Below are 20,823 nucleotides of genomic sequence, written 5' to 3'. Positions count from 1 at the left end.
GGCCCGAGGCAGCGGCTACAAAAACATCGCGAGCCAGCTCGATCCCTGTAGGAGCGAGCTGGCTCGCGATTTTGCTTTCAGCGTCTGACGCTTACACCGCTACCCGCTGCTCATGACGGCGCAGGGCGCGAGTCTTGTGCAGGGTATCGGCGCAGGTCTTCGCCGCTTCCTGGCCCTTGTGCACGAAATGCTCGAAGAAGAACTTCTGATGTTCTTCGCCGGCGTGGAAGTGGTGCGGGGTCAAGACCACCGAGAACACTGGCACTTCGGTTTCCAGCTGGACCTGCATCAGGCCGCTGATCACTGACTGGGCGACGAACTCGTGGCGGTAGATGCCGCCGTCCACCACCAGGCCCGCGGCGACGATGCCGGCATAACGGCCGGACTTGGCCAGCAGCTTGGCGTGCAGTGGAATTTCAAAGGCGCCGCCGACTTCGAAGAAGTCGATATCGGTTTCCTGATAACCCTGGGCGAGCATCTCGCTGACGAAACCTTTGCGGCTCTGGTCGACGATTTCCTTGTGCCAGCAGGCCTGGATAAACGCCACGCGTTCGCCGTGATGTTGTTTGCTTTTGCTATCGATTGCGGTGGGTTGCATCTGTTCTGACTCCTGTTTGTGTGAAAAACAGGGCGTTATGAATCGAAAGGGATTTAAGGGTACGTACGGGCCAGGCGCACAAGCAGTCGCGCGCAGGTCTGTGGACGGCCCTTTGGCGCCAATCCCGTTCTCTCTTCATCCGGACTATGACCGTCGGCCCCGGGATCACACCGGGTCTGCTGACCTTGCCGTCATTCGCCGCCGAAGCGGTGTCTGTCGCCAAGCGCTCGCGGGCTATGCGCATTGCGCGCAATTACCGCCGGTGGGGAATTACACCCCGCCCTGAGAACGTTGCCACCGGGCTTTGCGGCGGCGGTGAGTTTGTAACACATATTTTTCGGCGATGCATTGCGGCTTTTGGATGATAAGCATCGGTTTTTCCTGCCCGTCGACGGGCTTTTCCCGAGCGGGCCTTGATAAATCGCGGTTGTGCCCGTAGTAATTCAGTTCGAAAGAATTTCCTTATTCGCAGCGACGTTCGCGTCCCTTTGCCGAGGCCTGATTCATGAGCGTTATCGATCTTCGCAGTGACACCGTTACCCAACCCACGGCAGGCATGCTGGAGGCAATGGCCACAGCGGCCACGGGCGATGACGTCTACGGCGAAGATCCAACGGTCAACCGCCTGGAAGCCGAACTGGCGCAGCGCCTCGGATTCGCCGAGGCGCTGTTCGTGCCAACGGGGACCATGAGCAACCTGCTGGGCTTGATGGCCCATTGTGGGCGTGGCGACGAATACATCGTCGGCCAGCAGGCGCATACCTATAAGTACGAGGGCGGCGGGGCGGCGGTGCTGGGTTCGATCCAGCCCCAGCCGCTGGAAGTCCAGGCCGACGGCTCGCTGGACCTGGCCCAGGTCGCCGCGGCGATCAAGCCGGATGATTTCCACTTTGCCTGTACCCGCCTGCTGGCGCTGGAAAACACCATGCAGGGCAAGGTGCTGCCGTTGAGCTATCTGGCGCAGGCCCGGGCCTTTACCCGCGAGCATGGCCTGGCCCTGCACCTGGACGGCGCGCGCTTGTACAACGCGGCGGTCAAGCTGGGTGTCGATGCGCGGCAGATTACCCAGCACTTCGATTCGGTCTCGGTGTGCCTGTCCAAGGGCCTGGGCGCACCGGTGGGCTCGGTGCTGTGCGGTTCGGCGGAGCTGATCGGCAAGGCCCGACGCCTGCGCAAGATGGTCGGGGGCGGCATGCGCCAGGCCGGGATCCTGGCCGCGGCGGGCTTGTACGCACTCGATCATCATGTAACGCGCCTGGCCGACGACCATGCCAATGCCCAGTTGCTGGCCGAGGGGTTGCGTGAGGCGGGCTATGAGGTCGAGCCGGTGCAGACCAACATGGTCTATGTGGCGATGGGCGACAGGGCAGAGGCCCTCAAGGCCTTCGCCGGCGAGCGTGGGATCAGGCTGAGCGCCGCATCGCGGCTGCGGATGGTCACTCATATGGACGTCAGTCGTGCACAAATCGAGCAAGTCATCGGGACTTTTATCGATTTTTCCCGCAACTGACAGTGTTAGCCGTCCAATTGACCGTCTCTATCGTATAAACACGCTGTACCCCAAGCTCAGGGCCGATATAATGCGGCCCTTTGCCGTCGTTTCGTCTGATGACGTTTCGCACAGGCCTTTGGCCGCAGTCTCCGTGGAAGAACCTAATGAAAAGCGCAGAAATCCGTGAAGCCTTCCTTCGCTTCTTCGAAGAGCAAGGCCACACCCGTGTAGCCTCCAGCTCTTTGATTCCGGGCAACGACCCAACCCTGCTGTTCACCAACGCGGGGATGAACCAGTTCAAGGACTGCTTCCTGGGCCAGGAAAAGCGCGCCTACACCCGCGCTGTAAGCAGCCAGAAATGCGTGCGCGCCGGCGGCAAGCACAACGACCTGGAAAACGTCGGTTACACCGCCCGTCACCACACTTTCTTCGAAATGCTGGGCAACTTCAGCTTTGGCGATTACTTCAAGCGTGACGCCATCACCTTTGCCTGGACTTTCCTGACGTCCGACAAGTGGCTGAACCTGCCGAAAGAAAAGCTCTGGGTCACCGTCTACGCCAGCGATGACGAGGCCTATGACATCTGGACCAAGGAAGTCGGGGTTCCGGCCGAGCGCATGGTCCGTATCGGCGACAACAAGGGCGCGCCCTACGCCTCCGACAACTTCTGGACCATGGGCGATACCGGCCCATGCGGTCCTTGCACCGAGATTTTCTACGATCACGGCGCCGACATCTGGGGCGGCCCACCTGGCTCGCCGGAAGAGGATGGCGACCGTTACATCGAAATCTGGAACAACGTGTTCATGCAGTTCAACCGCACCGCCGATGGCGTGTTGCATCCGTTGCCAGCGCCGTCGGTGGACACTGGCATGGGCCTGGAGCGGATCAGTGCGGTCCTGCAGCACGTTCACTCGAACTATGAAATCGACCTGTTCCAGAGCCTGCTGAACGCGGCGGCCAAGGCCATCGGTTGCACCAACGACGCCCAGGCGTCGCTGAAAGTCGTGGCCGACCACATCCGTTCTTGCGGCTTCCTGATCGCTGACGGTGTGCTGCCTTCCAACGAAGGTCGCGGTTATGTCCTGCGTCGCATCATTCGCCGCGCTTGCCGTCACGGCAACAAGTTGGGCGCCAAGGGCAGCTTCTTCTATCAGATCGTGGCCGCGCTGGTCGCCGAGATGGGCGAAGCCTTCCCGGAACTGAAATCCCAGCAGGCGCATATCGAGCGCGTGCTGAAAGCTGAAGAAGAGCAGTTCGCCAAGACTCTGGAGCAGGGCCTGAAGATCCTCGAGCAGGACCTGGCTGAGCTCAAAGGCACTGTGGTGCCGGGCGATGTGGTGTTCAAACTGTATGACACCTACGGTTTCCCGATGGACCTGACCGGCGACATCGCCCGTGAGCGCAGCCTGACCCTCGATGAGGAAGGTTTCGAGCGCGAGATGGAAGCCCAGCGCGTACGTGCCCGTTCCGCCAGCTCCTTCGGCATGGACTACAACAGCTTGGTCAAGGTCGATGTGGCTACCGAGTTCACCGGTTACTACACCACCAGCGGTTCGGCCAAGGTGGTTGCCCTTTATAAGGAAGGACAATCGGTCGACGTGCTGAGCGAAGGCGAAGAGGGCGTGGTCATTCTCGACCAGACACCGTTCTACGCTGAGTCGGGCGGCCAGATTGGCGACTGCGGTTACCTGCAAGCGGGTAACGCGCGTTTCGACGTGCGCGATACCACCAAGACCGGCGGTGCTTTCCTGCATCACGGCGTATTGGCCAGTGGCAGCCTGACCGTTGGCGCTCCGGTGCAAACCCAGGTTGATGCCGAAGTGCGTCACGCCACTTCGCTGAACCACTCGGCTACCCACTTGCTGCACGCCGCTCTGCGCCAGGTGCTGGGCGAGCATGTGCAGCAGAAGGGCTCGTTGGTGGACAGTCAGCGCCTGCGTTTCGACTTCAGCCACTTCGAAGCGATCAAGCCTGAGCAGATCAAGGCCCTGGAAGACATCGTCAACGCCGAGATTCGCAAGAACACCGCGGTGGAAACCGAAGAAACCGATATCGACACCGCCAAGCAGAAGGGCGCCATGGCGCTGTTCGGCGAGAAGTACGGCGACAGCGTGCGTGTACTGAGCATGGGCGGTGACTTCTCCGTTGAACTGTGTGGCGGTATTCACGCCAACCGTACCGGCGATATCGGCCTGCTGAAAATCATCAGCGAAGGCGGCGTGGCCTCGGGCGTACGTCGTATCGAAGCAGTCACCGGTGCCGCGGCACTGGCGTACCTGAACGCTGCGGAAGAGCAACTCAAGGAAGCGGCGATCCTGGTCAAGGGTAGCCGTGACAACCTGATCGACAAGCTGTCGGCCGTGCTGGAGCGCAACCGCCTGCTGGAGAAGCAGCTCGAGCAGCTGCAGGCCAAGGCGGCCAGTGCCGCTGGCGACGACCTGTCGGCGCAGGCGCTGGACGTCAAAGGCGCGAAAGTGCTGGCGGCGCGCCTGGACGGTCAGGATGGCAAGGCGCTGTTGGCGCTGGTCGATCAGTTGAAAAACAAACTCGGTCGCGCAGTGATCCTGCTCGGCAGTGTCCATGAGGAAAAGGTCGTACTGGTTGCGGGCGTAACCAAGGACCTGACTGGCCAACTCAAAGCCGGTGATTTGATGAAGCAAGCCGCTGCGGCAGTGGGCGGGAAGGGCGGTGGTCGTCCGGACATGGCGCAGGGCGGTGGCGTCGATGCCGCTGCGCTGGATGCCGCGCTGGCCCTGACCGTTCCGTTTGTCGAGCAGGGGATTTAAGGTTCCAAGCCGAGCCCGTCGTCTAGTGGCGGGCTTTGGAGCTGCGCAGTTTGATTGATTAATGGGCGCCCCTTTACGGGCTGAGGCGGCTTAGAAATGGCTTTGATCGTACAGAAATTTGGAGGTACCTCGGTCGGTTCCGTCGAAAGAATCGAGCAGGTCGCCGACAAGGTGAAAAAATTCCGCGAAGCCGGTGACGACCTGGTGGTTGTACTGTCGGCCATGAGCGGCGAAACCAACCGTCTGATCGACCTTGCCAAGCAAATCAGCGGCGACGGTCAGCCGGTTCCTCGCGAGCTGGACGTGATCGTTTCCACCGGTGAGCAGGTGACGATCGCACTGCTGGCCATGGCGCTGATCAAGCGCGGCGTGCCGGCAGTCTCCTATACCGGCAACCAGGTGCGGATTCTGACCGATAGCGCGCACAATAAAGCGCGCATATTGCAGATCGACGATCAGAAAATTCGCGGTGACCTGAAGGCTGGTCGCGTGGTTGTGGTCGCCGGTTTCCAGGGCGTTGACGAGCACGGCAACATCACGACCCTCGGTCGTGGCGGTTCCGACACCACCGGCGTGGCGCTGGCGGCAGCCCTGAAGGCTGACGAATGCCAGATCTACACCGATGTCGACGGCGTCTACACCACCGATCCGCGCGTGGTGTCCGTGGCCCAGCGCCTGGACAAGATCACCTTCGAAGAAATGCTGGAAATGGCCAGCCTGGGTTCCAAGGTGCTGCAGATCCGCGCGGTCGAGTTCGCCGGCAAGTACAACGTTCCGCTGCGCGTACTGCACAGCTTCAAGGAGGGTCCGGGTACCCTCATTACTATTGATGAAGAGGAATCCATGGAACAGCCGATCATTTCCGGCATCGCTTTTAACCGCGATGAAGCCAAGCTGACCATCCGTGGCGTGCCAGACACTCCCGGCGTGGCCTTCAAGATTCTCGGCCCGATCAGCGCCGCGAACATTGAAGTCGATATGATCGTGCAGAACGTTTCGCACGATAACACCACCGACTTCACCTTCACCGTGCACCGCAACGATTATCTGGCAGCCCAGCAAGTGCTGGAAAACACTGCCCGTGAAATCGGCGCCCGGGAAGTGGTGGGCGACACCAAGATTGCCAAGGTCTCGATCGTTGGTGTCGGCATGCGTTCCCACGCGGGCGTTGCCAGCCGCATGTTCGAAGCGCTGGCCAAGGAAAGCATCAACATCCAGATGATCTCGACCTCGGAAATCAAGGTTTCCGTGGTGATTGAAGAGAAGTACCTGGAACTGGCCGTGCGCGCTCTGCACACGGCTTTCGAACTGGACGCTCCGGCCCGACAGGGCGAGTGATGCGTTGCCCGAAGGGCGCGGTATACCGCGCCCTTTGTTTTTTTGATCGGCGTGACAGAAAACTGTTCTTTTGCTCGCGCTAGTCAATACTTAGGCGTGTAGGGCTACGGCCGTCCTGGTTGTAGGTCGATACCCTTTTTTTTGCAGACTGTTGTCCCTGAAATGAAATGCGTGAGGAGAAAGGTATGCTGATTCTGACTCGTCGGTGCGCAGAAAGCCTGATTATTGGTGATGGCGAAATCACTGTGACCGTGCTTGGCGTCAAAGGAAATCAAGTGCGTATCGGTGTTAACGCCCCTAAAGAGGTAGCGGTGCACCGTGAAGAAATTTACCTGCGGATAAAGAAAGAGAAGGACGAAGAACCAAGCCATTAATTTTTATCGTTTTTTTTGTTTGCAAACGGGGAGAAAGCTGGTTAATATACGCCCCGTGTTGCGGAGAGCTGGCCGAGTGGCCGAAGGCGCTCCCCTGCTAAGGGAGTACACCTCAAAAGGGTGTCGGGGGTTCGAATCCCCCGTTCTCCGCCATTATTTACTTAGTTCGTTGTAATCTGGCTTCTTCTGTAAGTTGTTGAAATTACTAGAAAAAGTGCTTTACAAAAAGATTTAACGGCCTATAATGCGCGGCAACAAATGCACTCGTAGCTCAGCTGGATAGAGTACTCGGCTACGAACCGAGCGGTCACAGGTTCGAATCCTGTCGAGTGCACCATTTAAGAGTTGTTTGCAGTAATGCGGATAACTTGGCTTCAACCAGTTGTGGTCTGGTCTAAAAACACAAATTGCACTCGTAGCTCAGCTGGATAGAGTACTCGGCTACGAACCGAGCGGTCACAGGTTCGAATCCTGTCGAGTGCACCATATACCAAGAAGCCCGCATTCATTGCGGGCTTTTTGCTTTCTGTCATTTGGGTTTTCTCCCTTCTTTATTGATTCCTCTCTTTGAACGTCGCGATCATCCTGGCGTCGTATTCAGCGTGTACCTGTCTTTTTTGATGCGGTCTTTCGAAAGCTCCCGGCAATTGTGAATTGATAGCAGGGGCGAGTCCCGGATGCAGTTTTTTCGTCTGGGGTGTGTTTTCTTTTTCGGATGGTGCGTCGCAGCTTTATAGATTCAGCGCTTCTTCAGCTTTGCGCCGCAAGCGCTTGTTCTTGCCATGATTTTTTAACGTTTAAAGCCGTCAAGCGGTGTATGATTGCGCCCGTCAGCCCCGCCGGGGCTTGTGGAATACCTCCATGGACTTACCCAGTAGTTACTCAGTATCCCGTTTTTACAATCATGAATTGACTGATTGATCCTTCCGGCGTGCTCCTCTGCTGGGAGTGGAGTTCGCCTATGACCGAAGTAGAAGTAAAGAAAACACAAGACAGCCTGCAGGATCGCCTCGCTCAAGTCGTTGAGCTGCTGCAGCGCCAGCGGGTGGTCGAAGACCTGACCCATCGTCAGGAAGGTCATCATCAGGATCGGGTCGAGAACCTGGTCCACCGGCAAAACCTCGTCGAGCTGCAACGCAAACTCGACGATCTGCACTCTGCCGACGTTGCCTACATCCTTGAAGCCTTGCCGCTCGACGAGCGTCTGACTGTCTGGCAGTTGGTCAAGGCCGAGCGCGACGGCGACATCCTGCTCGAAGTATCCGATTCCGTACGTGAAACCCTGATCGCCGACATGGACGATCATGAGCTCCTGGCGGCCGCCAAGGAGATGGACGCCGACGAACTTGCTGACCTGGCTCCCGAGCTGCCGCGAGACGTTGTCCATGAGCTGATGGAAGCGTTGGACGGCCAGCAGCGTGAGCGCGTTCGCTCCGCCTTGTCGTATGACGAGGAGCAGGTCGGTGCGTTGATGGACTTCGAGATGGTGACCATCCGTGAGGATGTCAGCCTTGAAGTGGTTCTGCGTTATCTGCGTCGCCTCAAAGAGCTGCCAGGCCATACCGACAAGCTGTTCGTCGTCGACTATGACGGCGTGCTCAAGGGTGTGCTGCCCATCAAGCGGTTGCTGGTGAATGATCCGGAGAAACAGGTTTCGGAAGTCATGGCCAGCGATCCGGTAAGTTTCCATCCGGACGAAGATGCCTACGACGCTGCGCAGGCGTTCGAGCGTTACGACTTGATTTCGGCGCCGGTGGTCGACAAGAACGGCAAATTGATCGGCCGTCTGACCATCGACGAAATGGTCGACCTGATTCGTGAGGAGAGCGAGACCGAAGTCCTCAACATGGCCGGTCTGCGTGAAGAGGAAGACATTTTTGCCTCGGTCTGGCGTTCCCTGCGTAACCGCTGGGCCTGGCTGGCAATCAACCTGATCACCGCATTTGTCGCTTCGCGAGTGATCGGCCTGTTTGAAGGTTCTATCGAAAAGCTGGTGGCCCTGGCGGCCCTGATGCCGATCGTGGCGGGTATCGGCGGTAACTCGGGTAACCAGACCATCACCATGATCGTTCGCGCCATGGCGCTGGACCAGGTCAGCACCGGTAATACTTCGCGCCTGATGCGCAAGGAGTTGGCGGTGGCCTTGATCAATGGCCTGGTCTGGGGAGGAGTGATTGGTGTGGTGGCCTACCTGCTCTACGGCAGCTGGTCGTTGGGTGTGGTGATGACGGCGGCCATGACGCTCAACCTGTTGCTGGCGGCGCTGATGGGGGTTCTGATTCCGATGACGCTGGCGCGCCTGGGGCGCGACCCGGCAATGGGGGCCAGCGTCATGATCACGGCGATGACCGACAGTGGCGGCTTCTTTATCTTCCTTGGGTTAGCCACCATCTTCCTGCTTTGATCCTGCATACAGCCCCTCTAATGGGGCTGTATCGTTTTCTCCATTCCCTTGCGATCCAGGCTTAGCGCTTTTGTAGCGCTCGAGCAGCAAATTTCGGGTAAAAAAAAGCCAGCACAAGGCTGGCTCTAGCTTTCGAGGTCGAATCAGGAAGCGTCTGCGGCCATTTCGGCGTCATGGGCGATCAGCGAAACGAGAGCGTTCTGCTGGCGGTGGGAAAGTTGACGGAAACGTTGAAGCAGTTCGCGTTCATGCAAGGAGAGCTCTGGGCTGTCCAGGCGCATGCTCAACTCTTCACCCAAGGCGCCTTCCTGAATAAGACTCTGTTCCAGGCGCGCGATGATTTCGGAGTTCATGCTGCGGTGATGATTGCGAGCCACCTCGGCAATGCGTTCACGCATCCCGTCGGGTAGACGTACGACGAACTTGTCAGCCGTACGGCTGGAATAAATTGCCTGTTTCAATGGGCGCATATATTTAACCGGTTAGTTCAGGGGAGCGGTTCTCGGAATTGGCCGCGGGATGTCAGTTAGGACAAGCGTTGCTGCCAAATGTTCAACCTGAATTGTTAAGAGGCCCGCATCATGCCTCAAAATAGCCATATCCTTGGCGTCAATTCTGTGACAAATATTGAACTGGGTAAAGGCGTTATGCCAGCACCAATTATCAGAAATGCGGACTGGTTTGAAAAGATTGCCTGGTCCGCCTATCTGCCAGCGTCCTGTTGCCTGATAGGCGGCGTTTGAGTGTCGCCAGGTGGGCATCTATGCGGATCCGATCATCGTTCCCTACTCTATACAGAATAGTGGCAAATTGCCGATTTACTAGGCTGCGAGCACCATGGAGTCTCTGAATGTCAGGCAGACTGATTTATTTGATAGGGCCATCCGGGTCGGGCAAGGACAGCCTGATAGAGGCTGCGCGCCGGCCTCTGGCACAACTCGGTTGTGATGTGGTGCGGCGGGTGATCACCCGTTCCGCGGAATCCGTGGGGGAAGAGGCCCATGGGGTAAGTGCTGATGAGTTCGAGCGCCTGGAGCGGCAGGGCGCCTTTGCTTTGTGCTGGCGGGCTAATGGCCTAGCCTACGGAATTCCCGTGCAGATCGACGAATGGCTGACCAGTGGGCGTCATGTCCTGGTCAATGGCTCCAGGGTGTACCTGGATCAGGCTCGCCAACGTTATCCGGAGCTTTTGGCGATTCTGTTGACGGTGGACATCGACGTGCTGCGGCAAAGACTGATGAACCGCGGTCGCGAAAGTGCGATGCAGATCGAGGCGAGACTCAAGAGAAGCGCTCTTTTTTCCGCTGAGGACGGACCTGTGCTGGGAGAGTCCGTGTTTTTTCTGGACAACTCGAGCGAGCTGTCCGTGACGCTTGAGCGTTTTCTGAAGCTGTTGAGAGATCAGGGGATCAGCGCAGCACTGGGTCGAACTTGATTTTGCGTCCCAACGCCAGCGCCAGCAGGAACAAGCCGGAAAAAACACCACAAGCAATCAAGGGCGCATCACCCAGGGTATTTTCAGTGGTGAAGCAACCCAGTGTGGCACTGAGTACTGCCAGGATGAGAAGGCCTTTGGCAAGTCGGGACATTAACAGGCTCCTGATAGGGTCGTATTCAAAATACCCAGCTTTCGGGTCTTGGATTGGCAGGTAGAACAACGGCTTCCGGGTCATCGGCGACCCGCGCCAAGCCAGGATTCTCCAATGCGCTGCTCATCACAGCCAATTGCGGGGCCTGGTGTTGCGCGTAGTGGGTCCTGTACTGGGTGCTCTGATCAGCGCTGCCATCAGGCTGAAAGTGGAAGACCACCAGTACGGCGATGGCAATGGCATTCGATAGAAGAAGGGCGCTGTTCATGGGCTTGATCTCCATTGTTCTTTCATAGAGATGAAGCAGCGCTCATGCCAAGAGTCTAACCTCTAATAAACCCTTTAAAAACAATGATTTGATAGGGGCTTTAGAAGGCGGAGGATTGCATTCTGCAATGATGGCTTTTTGCAGTGATGCAATTTGCACGGCGACTCTGGCAAGTTGCCTGATGACCAGAGGTGGCCACCGGTTAAAAAGCCCTACTCACAACATGACAAAATCAGGGCTGGCCGTTAACATGCACGCCGTCCTTTGCGCCGCGGCAGCACACGCGGCAGTCAATTTGTCCCAGTAGCTCAATTGGATAGAGCATCCCCCTCCTAAGGGGAAGGTTGGCAGTTCGAACCTGCCCTGGGACACCATCTACTTCCGGGCTTTCAGTCCAAACGTGGTTTTCGTCCTTATTTCGCAGTACGGCTACGTTTGGTTGACGCAGTTCTCGATGCTGTGGAGTCACCCATGATTGTCATTGCTGGAAAAAACAATATTTCGGTGTTTGGCCTGGAACGGGCTCTGCGACAGTTTTCGCCTAACGAAATTGCCGTGGTCTGCAACCGTAACGATACGGGTGTCGATGGTTGGCAGCGTTCGTTGCGGGCGGCCGCGCAAAAGTATGGCGTGCGTGAGATCAGCCTGGAGACGGCTTACGAAGTAGCGTCTGTCGCGTTCATTTCCCTGGAGTTCGACCGGATCGTCGTGCCTGAGCGCTTCTCCATCAGCCGCGTGTTCAACATTCATTTCTCGAAGCTGCCGGAATACAAGGGCATGTTTACCTCGGTCTGGCCGTTGCTGGAGTCCAGGGCCGAGGCGGGTGTGACCTTGCATTTCATCGACCGGGGTATCGACACCGGGGACATCGTCGCGCAACAGGTGTTCTCGATCCCGTCCTGGTGGACCTGTCGCGATCTCTATTTCGCCTTTAACCAGCATGCCGGCCAGTTGCTGGAGCAGTGGTTTGCCAGGTTGGTCGATGGTGACGTCAGGGCGCAGCCGCAGAGTGCGGTGGGGTCCAGCTACTTCTCAAAGGACGCCATCGACTATGGGGCGTTGAAAATCGATCCTCTGTCGACGGCCTGGGCGCTACGCAACAAGATCAGGGCGTTCGCCTTTCGTGAATATCAGTTCTTGCACTGGGACGGAAAACCGGTGGTCTCGGCGACGATTCTGCCTGGGCGTTCACAATTCAAGGCCGGGACCCTGATCAACGCAACCGAGGATTATGTCGAGCTCTGCACCATCGATTACGACATCCGGCTGAATTTTGATCGATTGCCGGAGATGCTCGAGGCTTGTGAACGGGGCGATTTGGAGGCGGTGGTGGCACTGCAGGCCAATATTGCCGGTTACAACGATGCCAACCAGCAAGGCTGGACGCCGCTGATCGTCGCCAGTTATGCGGGCGCCTATGAGGTGGTTGACTGGCTGTTGCAGCAAGGTGCCGACCCGGAGCGGACCAACAATAAGGGCACGACACCCTTGATGTATGCCAAGGATGCTTTCCTGGCCGGGCGTTGCCGTAGAACCTTTCCGTTGTTGCTGCGCAAGGGCGCGAGGCTTGAGGCTGCCGACTATTCCGGTCGGGCGCTCGCCGACTATGTGAGCGATGAGCAGTTCGCTCAGTTGCGAGGTGCTTTCTAGGCACCCCGCAACAGGCGCATCAGTGGGCTGTGAACTGGTTGATAGCAGTGACAATGTATTGCTGTTGTTCCTCGCCCAATGTCGGGTAGATCGGCAATGACAGGATCGAGTCATGCAGCGGTGCCCGAGATGCCTTGGAGGTCTTGGCCAGGTCGCTGTAGGCCCGCTGCTCGGTGATCGCCAGTGGATAGTGAACCAGGCATTGGATGCCACGCTCGGCCAGATGCGCCTTCAGTTGATCGCGCCATGGGCAGCTAATGACATACAGGTGCCAGACATGGGCGCTCGCTGTTGTGACCGAGGGCAGGGTGATACCCGGGTGCCGGATGTGTTCGCTGTAGTAGCGGGCGACGCTGCGTCGACGGGCAGTATCACTGTCCAGGTGCGCCAGTTTCACCCCCAGCATCGCGGCCTGGATTTCATCGAGGCGGCTGTTCACCCCCTGATAATCGTGCTGGTACTTGATGCGCGAGCCGTAGTTGCCCAGCGCCCGGACCAGGGTTACCAGCTCGGCGTCGTTGGTGGTGATGGCTCCGCCGTCGCCCAGGGCACCGAGGTTCTTCCCGGGGTAGAAGCTGAACGCCGCGGCATCGCCCCAGTTGCCGGCCTTGCGCCCGGCCAGCTCGGCGCCATGGGCCTGGGCGGCATCTTCGAGTACCAGCAGGCCATGCTTGTGGGCCAAGGCCATGATCTGCGGCATCGGCGACAGTTGCCCATAAAGATGCACCGGCAGTATCACTCGGGTTTTTTCCGAGATGGCCCGTTTGACGGCCTCGATTTCCAGGTTGTGGGTCGCAGGGTCCACATCCACCAGGATCGGCGCCAGATCGTTTTCCAGAATGGCCGAGATGGTGGCGATAAAGGTGTTGCTCTGCACTATCACTTCATCGCCGGCCTGAAGCTTGCCTTGCTCTTTCCAGGCACGCAGGATCAGGGTCAGGGCATCCAGGCCATTGGCGACGCCGATGGCATGCTGGCTGCCGCAGTACTCGGCGAAGGCGGCCTCGAATCGCTCAAGCTCGCGCCCCATCAGGTACCAGCCGGAGTCGATCACGCGGCTGCAAGCGGCTTTGAGCTGATCGGCATATTCGTGATTGATGCCTTTCAAATCCAGAAACGGAATATTCATCATCTGAGTCATTGTCCGAGCATATCCATGAACTGGGCATAGTCTCGAACGTAATCGCCTTCTTCGTAGAGTTGATCGGCCAGAACCATCAGCACACAGTCTGGAGAGAAGTCATACATCTCACGCCAGATAAAGGATTCGATCAGCAGGCCCTGGCAAGGGTTGTCCAGGGTGATGTCGATCTTTTCCCGGCCGTCATCCAGCAGAAAACGGCACGAACCGCGTACGGCGATTGCGACCTGCTTGAGGGTCTTGTGGGCATGGTAGCCGCGGCGAACCCCTTCACCGGTATTGAACATGTAGTACACGCGCTTCACCGGGAAGGGGATATTCTTCCCTTCTTCCAGGGCAATCAGCGAGCCGCGGTCATCGCCGTGGGTCTGCAGCGGCAGAATGTGAATCTTCATCGCGTCTCCTCTTCGAGCCGTTTCGACAAATGCTGTTGCAGCCAGTTTTCAACGCTCTTGGCGTCGACCCGATAATTCCGGTAATACAGTTCTCGGGAGTCGGTCGAGCCTACCCGGTAAGCGATGTAGTCCATTTCCACGCCGACGACCGCCGCTAGGTTGGAAAAGCACGACAGCTCTGCGTATTCCTCGGCCATCCAGCACAGTGCGCGGGTGTTTTTCGAGGCGAAAATCAGATTGGTCCAGGCCGCGCCGGTGGGGCCGACTATGACTTCGGCATTGGCCATGATCGCCACCTGATGGTTGATGTCTTGTTCCTCCATGTACACGCAGGTAAACCCATAGGGTTCCAGCAGCTTGAGGATCTCGGCCTGGTTGTAGTGCCGGAGAAAGCCTTTGCGGGCCAGGAATACTCGTTTGGGGAGTTCGCTGATGGGAATGTCACGGGCCAGATGCAGCGCCTTTTCCCGCAGGAAATTGATCGACTCCGGGCGGACGAAACCGCTGCTGGCACTGTTCTGTGCCGGGCCTTTGAAGTTCGGGATCATATTGTTGGGGGCACTGATCAGCAGCAGGTCGGCCACCTGGTAGCTGGTGATGTTTTCCAGGAGCACCAGCGGGCGTTCAACGCCGATCGCCTCGATCAGGGCCTTGATCGAAGGAATGTTCTGGCTGCTCTTGGAGATCAGCAGTGGATAGTCCGCATATTGCGGCGGCAGTTCGGCCACGAATTGCAGTTGCGACAAGACTTCTACCGTCCAGTGGTAATAGTTCTGCTCGTTGCAGCCGCTGATCAGCAGGCCTTTTTCCAGCTCTACAGGTGTGCCGGTCCTGACCAGGGCCAGGCGCTGGCCGTGGTAGAGCAGGTGCGCAGCACTATAGTCGGCCTGCAGGGATTTCGCCGTGGGCACTCGCTCCAGCACCAATTGCCCGCCGGGCAGAATCACCGAACGCGACACCGAACAGACTTGCCCCTGCCGGAAGTGATACAGGGCGATCTCGGGTAACTCCAGGGTGATCGCTGGTGTCGATTGATGGATGAACCGTGGAGGTTGGCTGGTGCCCGGTTGGCTCGGGCGAAAGACATGGACCTTGTGCTCGTCGCTTTCATCCAGCCAGCGCAAGGCCAGGCGCCGGGTATCCTGGCGTCGAAAAAACAGTCGATACAGCAGGTCGCTGATCAATCCCGGCTTTCTGCACAGCCGTTCATAGCCCAGTTGCTCGAGGCGTTTGCCAATACGCTGGAACCATGGGAGTTGCGAGCTGATCTGCGCGCCATGGAAGACTTCGACTTTTTGCTCGTTGATGGCCAGCTTCTCAGTGAGCTGCGGATGGATCTCGCGGTAGTAATCACTGGCGATGATGATTTTGTCGAAAGCCAGCGAACTCAATTGTTGAGGCGCGTGGATCAGTTTGCCGAACAGGCGCTGGCCCTGCTTCTGCTGGTTGTTATCGACGAAGCCGATCACCCGGTAGCGGCGGCGGTTGTACTTGTAGAAGTTGACCCCACCGGCGCCGGTACCGAATATCAGCACCCGCGCTTTTTGTCCAAACCCTGTCGACACATTGACCTCGTCTTGCTGGTGCTGCCGGTGGTAGATCGTCACCCGAGCGGTTCGCCCGCTCGGTAAAGGCGGTGACGCTAGCCATTGTTATTGATGATGTTGCCCTTGATCTGGGCGATACCCTTGGCGTTCAGGTCGCGTCGGGTCCTTATCGGTTGCAGCTCGCCCTGGATCGCGGCGTTGATGGTATCAATCGCGGTCTTGCCGGTGTTGCTCCGGGACTTGCCCAGCAGATAGCGAAGCGACAGGCGGAACTGTTCCGACTCATTGGCCACCGGCCGCGTACCGTGCAAGGTGCAGTTATGCCAGAGCCCGACGTAACCCGGCCCGCCCGTCAGCCGGTAATCCTGGCAGGCCATCTGCTGCCCCTGATCGTCGGCGTAGGTCCATTGGTCGTGCTCCTGATGTTCCAACTGATGAGGGAACAACGTGGCGCCAAAACGGTGAGTGCCGGGCATCAGGTGCAGCGGCGAGTCGTTTTCGGTGACCTCATGCAGGTACACATAGAGGGTCAGAAAGGTCGAAGGGTCGAGTTCCACCCGGCCTTGGGGCCAGTCGATGATGTCCTGGTGAAAGTCGATCCCGCGGAAGTAGGTGATGTCGCGAAAGGGCTTTTTGATGTACGGCCCCAGGTTCGCCACATTCACATCGCGGATCTTTTCCCGTACCCAGTCCGGTAGCCACGAATCCGGTACCCCGCACACCGCTTTCTTGATCACCACCTCATAGTCGGCGCCGAGCACTTCATCGAGGACCGCGGTGAGGCGCGGGTCCTGTTCGATGAACTGCAACTGCGGCTCGAAAGCATTGAGAAAGTTGAAGGTCTTGTTCGGGTTGGCGTTGAGGTGGTTTTCCTGGGCCAGGTACTCAGCCTCGTCCATGAACAGCCCGGCCCCGAAGGCCCGTGCGGCGATCATTTCGCGGTACAGCGCCTGCGTGCGGTCAGCGTCCAGGATCTCGCCAAAGATGTGGGCGCCCTGGTCGATGAGGTTTTGGATACAGGTTTGCATGTTGCGCTCGTTTTTGACTGTTGCTGTCTGTCTGCAAGGTATCGGCGTGGCTGGCCTAAAGTTGATGCCGCCCGGCTGATATTCCCGATGGAGTTTGCCGCAACCGGAGCTGGTGGGCGGCGCGAGCAAGGATATCGAAGGCTTTTGCCAACTATCTATAAGGGAACGCCAGAATCGGCCGATAACCCCATGGATGTTGTTGCAGGTCAAATGGCTGGGCCATGGGCCGGGCGCCCGGCGAGCAGACGGGCACCATTGCGGGTTGATGTAGAATGCATTGATGGCCTTTGGCCATTATCGTTGTCCGGGTGCAGCAAGGCTGACGACCTTGAGCCTGTCCTGCTGTTGCCGCGGGCTTCATCTTTTTTACGGGTCTGGAATCTTCGATGCTGGCGTACCACCAAAAAAGCTTTTTGATCGTCGATGATTTCTCGGATTTCCGCAGTTCTGTCCGGTCCATGCTGCGTGAGCTGGGCGTCAAGGACGTAGACACTGCCGATACAGGCGAGCAGGCGCTGCGCATGTGCGCGCAAAAGCGCTATGACTTCATCCTGCAGGATTACCACCTGGGCGACGGCAAGAAGAACGGGCAGCAGGTGCTCGAAGACCTGATGACCGACAAGCTGATCAGCCATGAAAGCGTATTCCTGATGGTCACCGCCGAGACCAGCCAGTCGATGGTGCTCAGCGCCCTCGAGCACGAGCCGGACGCCTATCTGACCAAGCCTTTCAACCGCTCCAGCCTGGCTCAGCGGTTGGAGCGGCTGCAGCAGCGCAAGTCGCTGCTCAAGCCAATCCTGCAGGCGCTCGATCGCGGCAAGCCGCTTGAGGTGCTCAATGCCTGCATTGCCCTGTGCAAGCAGGACCCGCGCTATTCGCCGTTGTGCCTGCGCTACCGGGCCGATGCCCTGCGTGACCTGAACCAGAACGAAGCGTTGGAGCGGTTGTACGAGAGCATTCTGGCGGATCGCCCGTTGCCGTGGGCCTATGTCGGCCTGGGGCGCCTGCTGTTCAAGCGTGGCCAGGTGACCCAGGCCAAGGCCATCTATGAAAAGGCCTTGAAGGCTTTTCCGATGATGCCGGCGCTCTACGATGGCATGGCCGAGGTGCTGCTCGCCGAGGGTGACTCCAGGCGCGCCCAGAGTGTGCTGGAGGAGGCCGTGCGCCTGTCGCCGCTGGCTGTGCGCCGGCAAGCGCTGCTGGGCAAGCTGGCGATGACCAACGAAGACTTCGAGACTGCCTCCAGGGCCTATCGCCAGGCGGTATCCCAGGGCGCGCAATCGCGTTTCAAGGACCCGGAAAGCAACCTTGGCCTGGCGCATGCGTTGATCAGCAAGGGCAGCGAGAGGGGCCTGGATACCCGCACGCGCCTGGAAATCAACAGCACCCTGAGTGCGGTGGCCAAGGAAAACCCCAGCGATCCAGGGTTGCAGATTCGCGCGCGCCTGATGAAGGCCACCAGCCTGTTGCTCAACGATGCTGAAACGGCGGAAAAGCTCACCGAGCAGGCGATGTTGCGCCTGGACGGGATGGAGCAGTTCATGAGCCCGGAAGCGGCGCTGCTGGTGGCCAAGCAACTGCAGATGCTGGGGCAGGCCGATGCCGGCGCATCGATGCTGAAAAACTGCGCGGAAATCTACGGCGACGACCCGAAGGTGATGGAGGGTATCTCCAAGCTCACCGATGACCCGGCGATCCTCAACTCCGCCAATGCCGCGGCAGACATGAACCGTCAGGGCGTGCGCAGTTACAAGGCTGGCGCGCTGGGCGAGGCACGGGATCTGTTCCGTCGGGCCCTGGCCATGCAACCGAAGAACATCAGTATTGCCCTGAACATGGCGCAGTCGCTATTGCACGGCACCGACATCACCCAGGATGCGGCGCTGCTGGAAGAGTGCCGGACCTGCCTGAAAATGGTCGGCCTGATGCCCGATACCGACGCGCGTTATCCGCGTTATCAAAAGCTGCGAAGCAAGGCGTTTGGCGAATGAATACCCACGAACAGGCTCTCGACTTTTCCACGGTGATCGCCTCTACCGTGCACGACATGAAGAACTCCCTGACCCTGCTCATGCAGGCCCATGCCCAGTGGCTGGCAAGACTGCCGCAGGCGCAGCAGGGCACGCCGGAGCAGGGCGTGATGGAGTTCGAGTTCGCCCATCTCAACGGCATGCTGGTGCAACTGCTGGGGCTCTACAAGCTGGGGGTCAACCAGTTGCCGGTGCAGCCGGGCTACCACGAACTGGATGACTTCATCGAAGCGCAATTGGTCAGCCATCAGGACGTGTTCGTCAGTCGTGGCATTGCCGCGACCTATGAAGTCGATCCTTTGACCCCCCTGGGTTTTTTCGATCGGGAGCTGATCGCCTCGGTGCTGGCCAACTGCATCAACAACGCCATTCGTTATGCGCGCCATGCGTTGCTGGTCAGCGTGCACGATGAAGGCGGGCAGACGGTGCTGACCATCAACGACGATGGCGAGGGGTATCCGCAGCAAATGATCGATAACCAGGCCGACTACGTGCAAGGCATCAATCACAGCAGCGGCAGCACCGGCCTGGGGTTGTACTTCGCCGGGCGCATTGCCGCGCTGCATCAGCGCAACGGTGTCTGCGGGCGCACCGAGATCCGTAATGGCGGGCCTCTGGGTGGTGGCATGTTCAGTCTCTATCTGCCTTGAGATCCGCCTTGAAGCGGTTGTCGACCTTGTAGGGGCTGCGCCGTATTTCGGCGGTGTGTTCGATCCCGAGGGCTTTTTGTTCGAGGCTGCTTGAAATTCCGAACAGCCGGAGCCTATTTTGTACGGGTCGCCGTTCTCGGCTCGTACAACAACAAGGATTGAGTCATGACAACCGATGGCCGCAGTTCACTCGCGCAGCGATTGACGGGCATTGACGAGATTGAATGTGTCACTCCGGATCTGAACGGCGTGCCACGGGGCAAGGTGATGACCGCCGAGGGGTTCCTCGAAGGTCGGCGTCTGCAGATGGCCCGCGGGGTGCTGCTGCAATGCATCATGGGCGGTTATCCCCCCGCGCGTTTCTACGGTAGTGACGACGGCGACCTGGCGCTCAATGCCGACCCGCAACAGATTCATCGCCTGCCCTGGAGTTCGCAGCCACGGGCGCTGGCGATTTGCGACGCGGACGAGCTGAGTGGTGAAAGCTCGCGCCTTTCCACCCGCGGCCAGCTCAAAGAGGTCATCGCGCGGTACGCCGCCCGCGGCCTGGCGCCGGTGGTGGCGACCGAGCTGGAATTCTTCATATTTGCTCCCAATACCGATCCGACCCAGCCTTTCCAGCCACCTATTGGCCTGGACGGTCGTCGCGAAGACGGGCATTCGGCGTTCAGCATCAGCTCCAACAACGGTTTGCGGCCGTTCTTCAGTGAGGTCTATGCCTGCATGGCGGCACTGGGCCTGCCGCGCGATACCTTCATGCATGAAATGGGCGTCAGCCAGTTCGAGATCAATCTGCTGCACGGCGATCCGCTGTTGTTGGCCGACCAGACTTTCCTGTTCAAGCACCTGCTCAAGGAAGTGGCGCTCAAGCATGGCCTGACCGTGGTATGCATGGCCAAGCCGCTGGCGCACACGCCAGGCAGTTCGATGCATATTCACCAGAGCCTGGTCGAGTCGGCCAGCGGACGTAACGTGTTCAGCGACGAGGCCGGAGAACCGACCGCGATGTTCCGCCACTTCATTGGCGGGCTGCAGGCGGGCATGGCGGATTTCACTGCGCTGTTCGCGCCGAACGTCAACTCCTACCAGCGCCTGTGCCATCCTTACGCCTCGCCGAACAACGCCTGCTGGTCCCATGATAATCGGGCGGCGGGTCTGCGCATTCCGGCCAGCTCGCCGGTGGCGCGGCGGGTCGAGAACCGCTTGCCAGGCGCCGACGCCAACCCGTATCTGGCGATCGCCGCGAGCCTGGCGGCCGGTTTGCACGGCATCGAAAACGAGTTGGAACCGACGCCGGCGATTCAGGGTGAATTTGCCGTGCCGGACAGTTTATCTTTGCCTTGTACCTTGCATGCCGCTCTCGAGCGTCTGAAACGTAGCCAGTTGGCCAAGGAATTGTTTGGCAATGAGTTCGTCGAAGGTTACCTCGCTTCGAAGACCATGGAGTTGACCAGTTTCTTTGATGAAATAACTCCCTGGGAGCGGCGTGTTTTAGCGGCCCAGGCTTAACCGAACCGTCGCAGTCGGGCT

General features: G+C 58.8%; 18 protein-coding genes, 4 tRNA genes and 1 riboswitch. Of the genes, 14 read left to right on the top strand and 8 right to left on the bottom strand.

All coding sequences use genetic code 11. The features are described from left to right. Positions 1-91 precede the first annotated feature (91 nt). Complete coding sequence (locus C4K38_RS24095; protein WP_025805741.1) at positions 92-598, bottom strand: 6,7-dimethyl-8-ribityllumazine synthase; 507 nt, start codon at positions 596-598, stop codon at positions 92-94. Positions 599-720: 122 nt separating this feature from the next. Further along, a riboswitch (FMN riboswitch) is annotated at positions 721-892 on the bottom strand. Between the two features lie 211 nt (positions 893-1,103). Between C4K38_RS24095 and ltaE the strand changes: the two genes are divergently transcribed. From ltaE to mgtE, 8 genes are all read left to right on the top strand, one after another. Beyond that, positions 1,104-2,108: a low-specificity L-threonine aldolase gene (gene ltaE, locus C4K38_RS24090; RefSeq protein WP_053280479.1), complete on the top strand. Its 1,005-nt coding sequence runs from the start codon at positions 1,104-1,106 to the stop codon at positions 2,106-2,108. 146 nt (positions 2,109-2,254) lie between these two features. Continuing rightward, entirely contained in the window at positions 2,255-4,879 is a 2,625-nt protein-coding gene (gene alaS, locus C4K38_RS24085) for an alanine--tRNA ligase (RefSeq protein WP_053280478.1), read from the top strand. Positions 4,880-4,975: 96 nt separating this feature from the next. Beyond that, positions 4,976-6,217, top strand: coding sequence for an aspartate kinase (locus C4K38_RS24080; RefSeq protein WP_007921569.1), 1,242 nt, complete (start codon positions 4,976-4,978; stop codon positions 6,215-6,217). A gap of 185 nt (positions 6,218-6,402) precedes the next feature. Next, positions 6,403-6,591 (top strand): carbon storage regulator CsrA, encoded by a 189-nt coding sequence (gene csrA / locus C4K38_RS24075; protein ID WP_002554426.1) that lies wholly within the window; start codon positions 6,403-6,405, stop codon positions 6,589-6,591. Positions 6,592-6,653: 62 nt separating this feature from the next. After that, a tRNA-Ser gene (locus tag C4K38_RS24070) sits at positions 6,654-6,744 on the top strand. A 107-nt stretch (positions 6,745-6,851) separates the two neighbouring features. Next, positions 6,852-6,928, top strand: a tRNA-Arg gene (locus tag C4K38_RS24065). Between the two features lie 72 nt (positions 6,929-7,000). Continuing rightward, a tRNA-Arg gene (locus C4K38_RS24060) sits at positions 7,001-7,077 on the top strand. Between the two features lie 475 nt (positions 7,078-7,552). After that, on the top strand, positions 7,553-8,995 hold the full coding sequence (gene mgtE, locus C4K38_RS24055; protein ID WP_007921578.1) for a magnesium transporter: 1,443 nt from the start codon (positions 7,553-7,555) through the stop codon (positions 8,993-8,995). A gap of 143 nt (positions 8,996-9,138) precedes the next feature. On the opposite strand, the gene C4K38_RS24050 is transcribed toward mgtE, so the two are convergent. After that, positions 9,139-9,465 carry an Arc family DNA-binding protein gene (locus C4K38_RS24050; protein WP_003178899.1) on the bottom strand — a complete coding sequence of 109 codons (327 nt, stop codon included), beginning with the start codon at positions 9,463-9,465 and terminating at the stop codon, positions 9,139-9,141. A 380-nt stretch (positions 9,466-9,845) separates the two neighbouring features. Here C4K38_RS24050 and phnN point away from each other — a divergent pair, with 380 nt between their 5' ends. Continuing rightward, a complete protein-coding gene (phnN, locus tag C4K38_RS24045; RefSeq protein ID WP_053280475.1) occupies positions 9,846-10,430 on the top strand; it encodes a phosphonate metabolism protein/1,5-bisphosphokinase (PRPP-forming) PhnN in 585 nt (194 codons plus the stop codon). Here the strand turns inward: phnN and C4K38_RS24040 are convergent. Both C4K38_RS24040 and C4K38_RS24035 read right to left on the bottom strand, forming a co-directional pair. Then, positions 10,405-10,584 carry a PA3371 family protein gene (locus tag C4K38_RS24040; RefSeq protein WP_053280474.1) on the bottom strand — a complete coding sequence of 60 codons (180 nt, stop codon included), beginning with the start codon at positions 10,582-10,584 and terminating at the stop codon, positions 10,405-10,407. The two genes, phnN and C4K38_RS24040, sit on opposite strands and share 26 nt — an antisense overlap. A gap of 25 nt (positions 10,585-10,609) precedes the next feature. After that, the gene (locus C4K38_RS24035) at positions 10,610-10,852 is read right to left on the bottom strand and encodes a hypothetical protein (RefSeq protein ID WP_053280558.1); all 243 of its coding nucleotides are present in this window, start codon (positions 10,850-10,852) and stop codon (positions 10,610-10,612) included. A 297-nt stretch (positions 10,853-11,149) separates the two neighbouring features. Between C4K38_RS24035 and C4K38_RS24030 the strand changes: the two genes are divergently transcribed. Both C4K38_RS24030 and C4K38_RS24025 read left to right on the top strand, forming a co-directional pair. Next, positions 11,150-11,226, top strand: a tRNA-Arg gene (locus C4K38_RS24030). A 97-nt stretch (positions 11,227-11,323) separates the two neighbouring features. Further along, positions 11,324-12,502 carry a formyltransferase family protein gene (locus tag C4K38_RS24025; RefSeq protein WP_053280473.1) on the top strand — a complete coding sequence of 393 codons (1,179 nt, stop codon included), beginning with the start codon at positions 11,324-11,326 and terminating at the stop codon, positions 12,500-12,502. A gap of 19 nt (positions 12,503-12,521) precedes the next feature. Here C4K38_RS24025 and C4K38_RS24020 read toward each other — a convergent pair whose 3' ends face one another. From C4K38_RS24020 to C4K38_RS24005, 4 genes are all read right to left on the bottom strand, one after another. Further along, complete coding sequence (locus tag C4K38_RS24020) at positions 12,522-13,643, bottom strand: DegT/DnrJ/EryC1/StrS family aminotransferase (protein ID WP_053280472.1); 1,122 nt, start codon at positions 13,641-13,643, stop codon at positions 12,522-12,524. Further along, positions 13,640-14,038 (bottom strand): sugar 3,4-ketoisomerase, encoded by a 399-nt coding sequence (locus C4K38_RS24015; RefSeq protein WP_007921600.1) that lies wholly within the window; start codon positions 14,036-14,038, stop codon positions 13,640-13,642. The genes C4K38_RS24020 and C4K38_RS24015 overlap by 4 nt, the downstream gene beginning before the upstream one ends. Beyond that, a complete protein-coding gene (locus tag C4K38_RS24010; protein ID WP_053280557.1) occupies positions 14,035-15,603 on the bottom strand; it encodes a glycosyltransferase family 61 protein in 1,569 nt (522 codons plus the stop codon). The genes C4K38_RS24015 and C4K38_RS24010 overlap by 4 nt, the downstream gene beginning before the upstream one ends. Positions 15,604-15,680: 77 nt before the next feature. Next, positions 15,681-16,613: a phytanoyl-CoA dioxygenase family protein gene (locus C4K38_RS24005; protein ID WP_053280471.1), complete on the bottom strand. Its 933-nt coding sequence runs from the start codon at positions 16,611-16,613 to the stop codon at positions 15,681-15,683. 386 nt (positions 16,614-16,999) lie between these two features. On the opposite strand from C4K38_RS24005, the gene C4K38_RS24000 reads away from it, so the two are divergent. The 3 genes from C4K38_RS24000 (at position 17,000) to C4K38_RS23990 (ending at position 20,802) form a co-directional block, all read left to right on the top strand. Beyond that, positions 17,000-18,604, top strand: a complete 1,605-nt coding sequence (locus C4K38_RS24000; protein ID WP_053280470.1) for a tetratricopeptide repeat-containing response regulator — start codon at positions 17,000-17,002, stop codon at positions 18,602-18,604. After that, positions 18,601-19,293: a sensor histidine kinase gene (locus tag C4K38_RS23995; RefSeq protein WP_053280469.1), complete on the top strand. Its 693-nt coding sequence runs from the start codon at positions 18,601-18,603 to the stop codon at positions 19,291-19,293. Before C4K38_RS24000 ends, C4K38_RS23995 begins: the two co-directional genes overlap by 4 nt. A gap of 267 nt (positions 19,294-19,560) precedes the next feature. Continuing rightward, positions 19,561-20,802 carry a glutamine synthetase family protein gene (locus C4K38_RS23990; RefSeq protein ID WP_172833194.1) on the top strand — a complete coding sequence of 414 codons (1,242 nt, stop codon included), beginning with the start codon at positions 19,561-19,563 and terminating at the stop codon, positions 20,800-20,802. Positions 20,803-20,823 lie beyond the last annotated feature (21 nt).

The organism is Pseudomonas chlororaphis subsp. piscium (assembly GCF_003850345.1).
GTDB classification, from domain to species: domain Bacteria; phylum Pseudomonadota; class Gammaproteobacteria; order Pseudomonadales; family Pseudomonadaceae; genus Aquipseudomonas; species Aquipseudomonas piscium.
The sequence above is the reverse complement of the archived record's forward strand: the minus strand, read 5'-3'. Positions and strand labels throughout refer to the sequence as shown.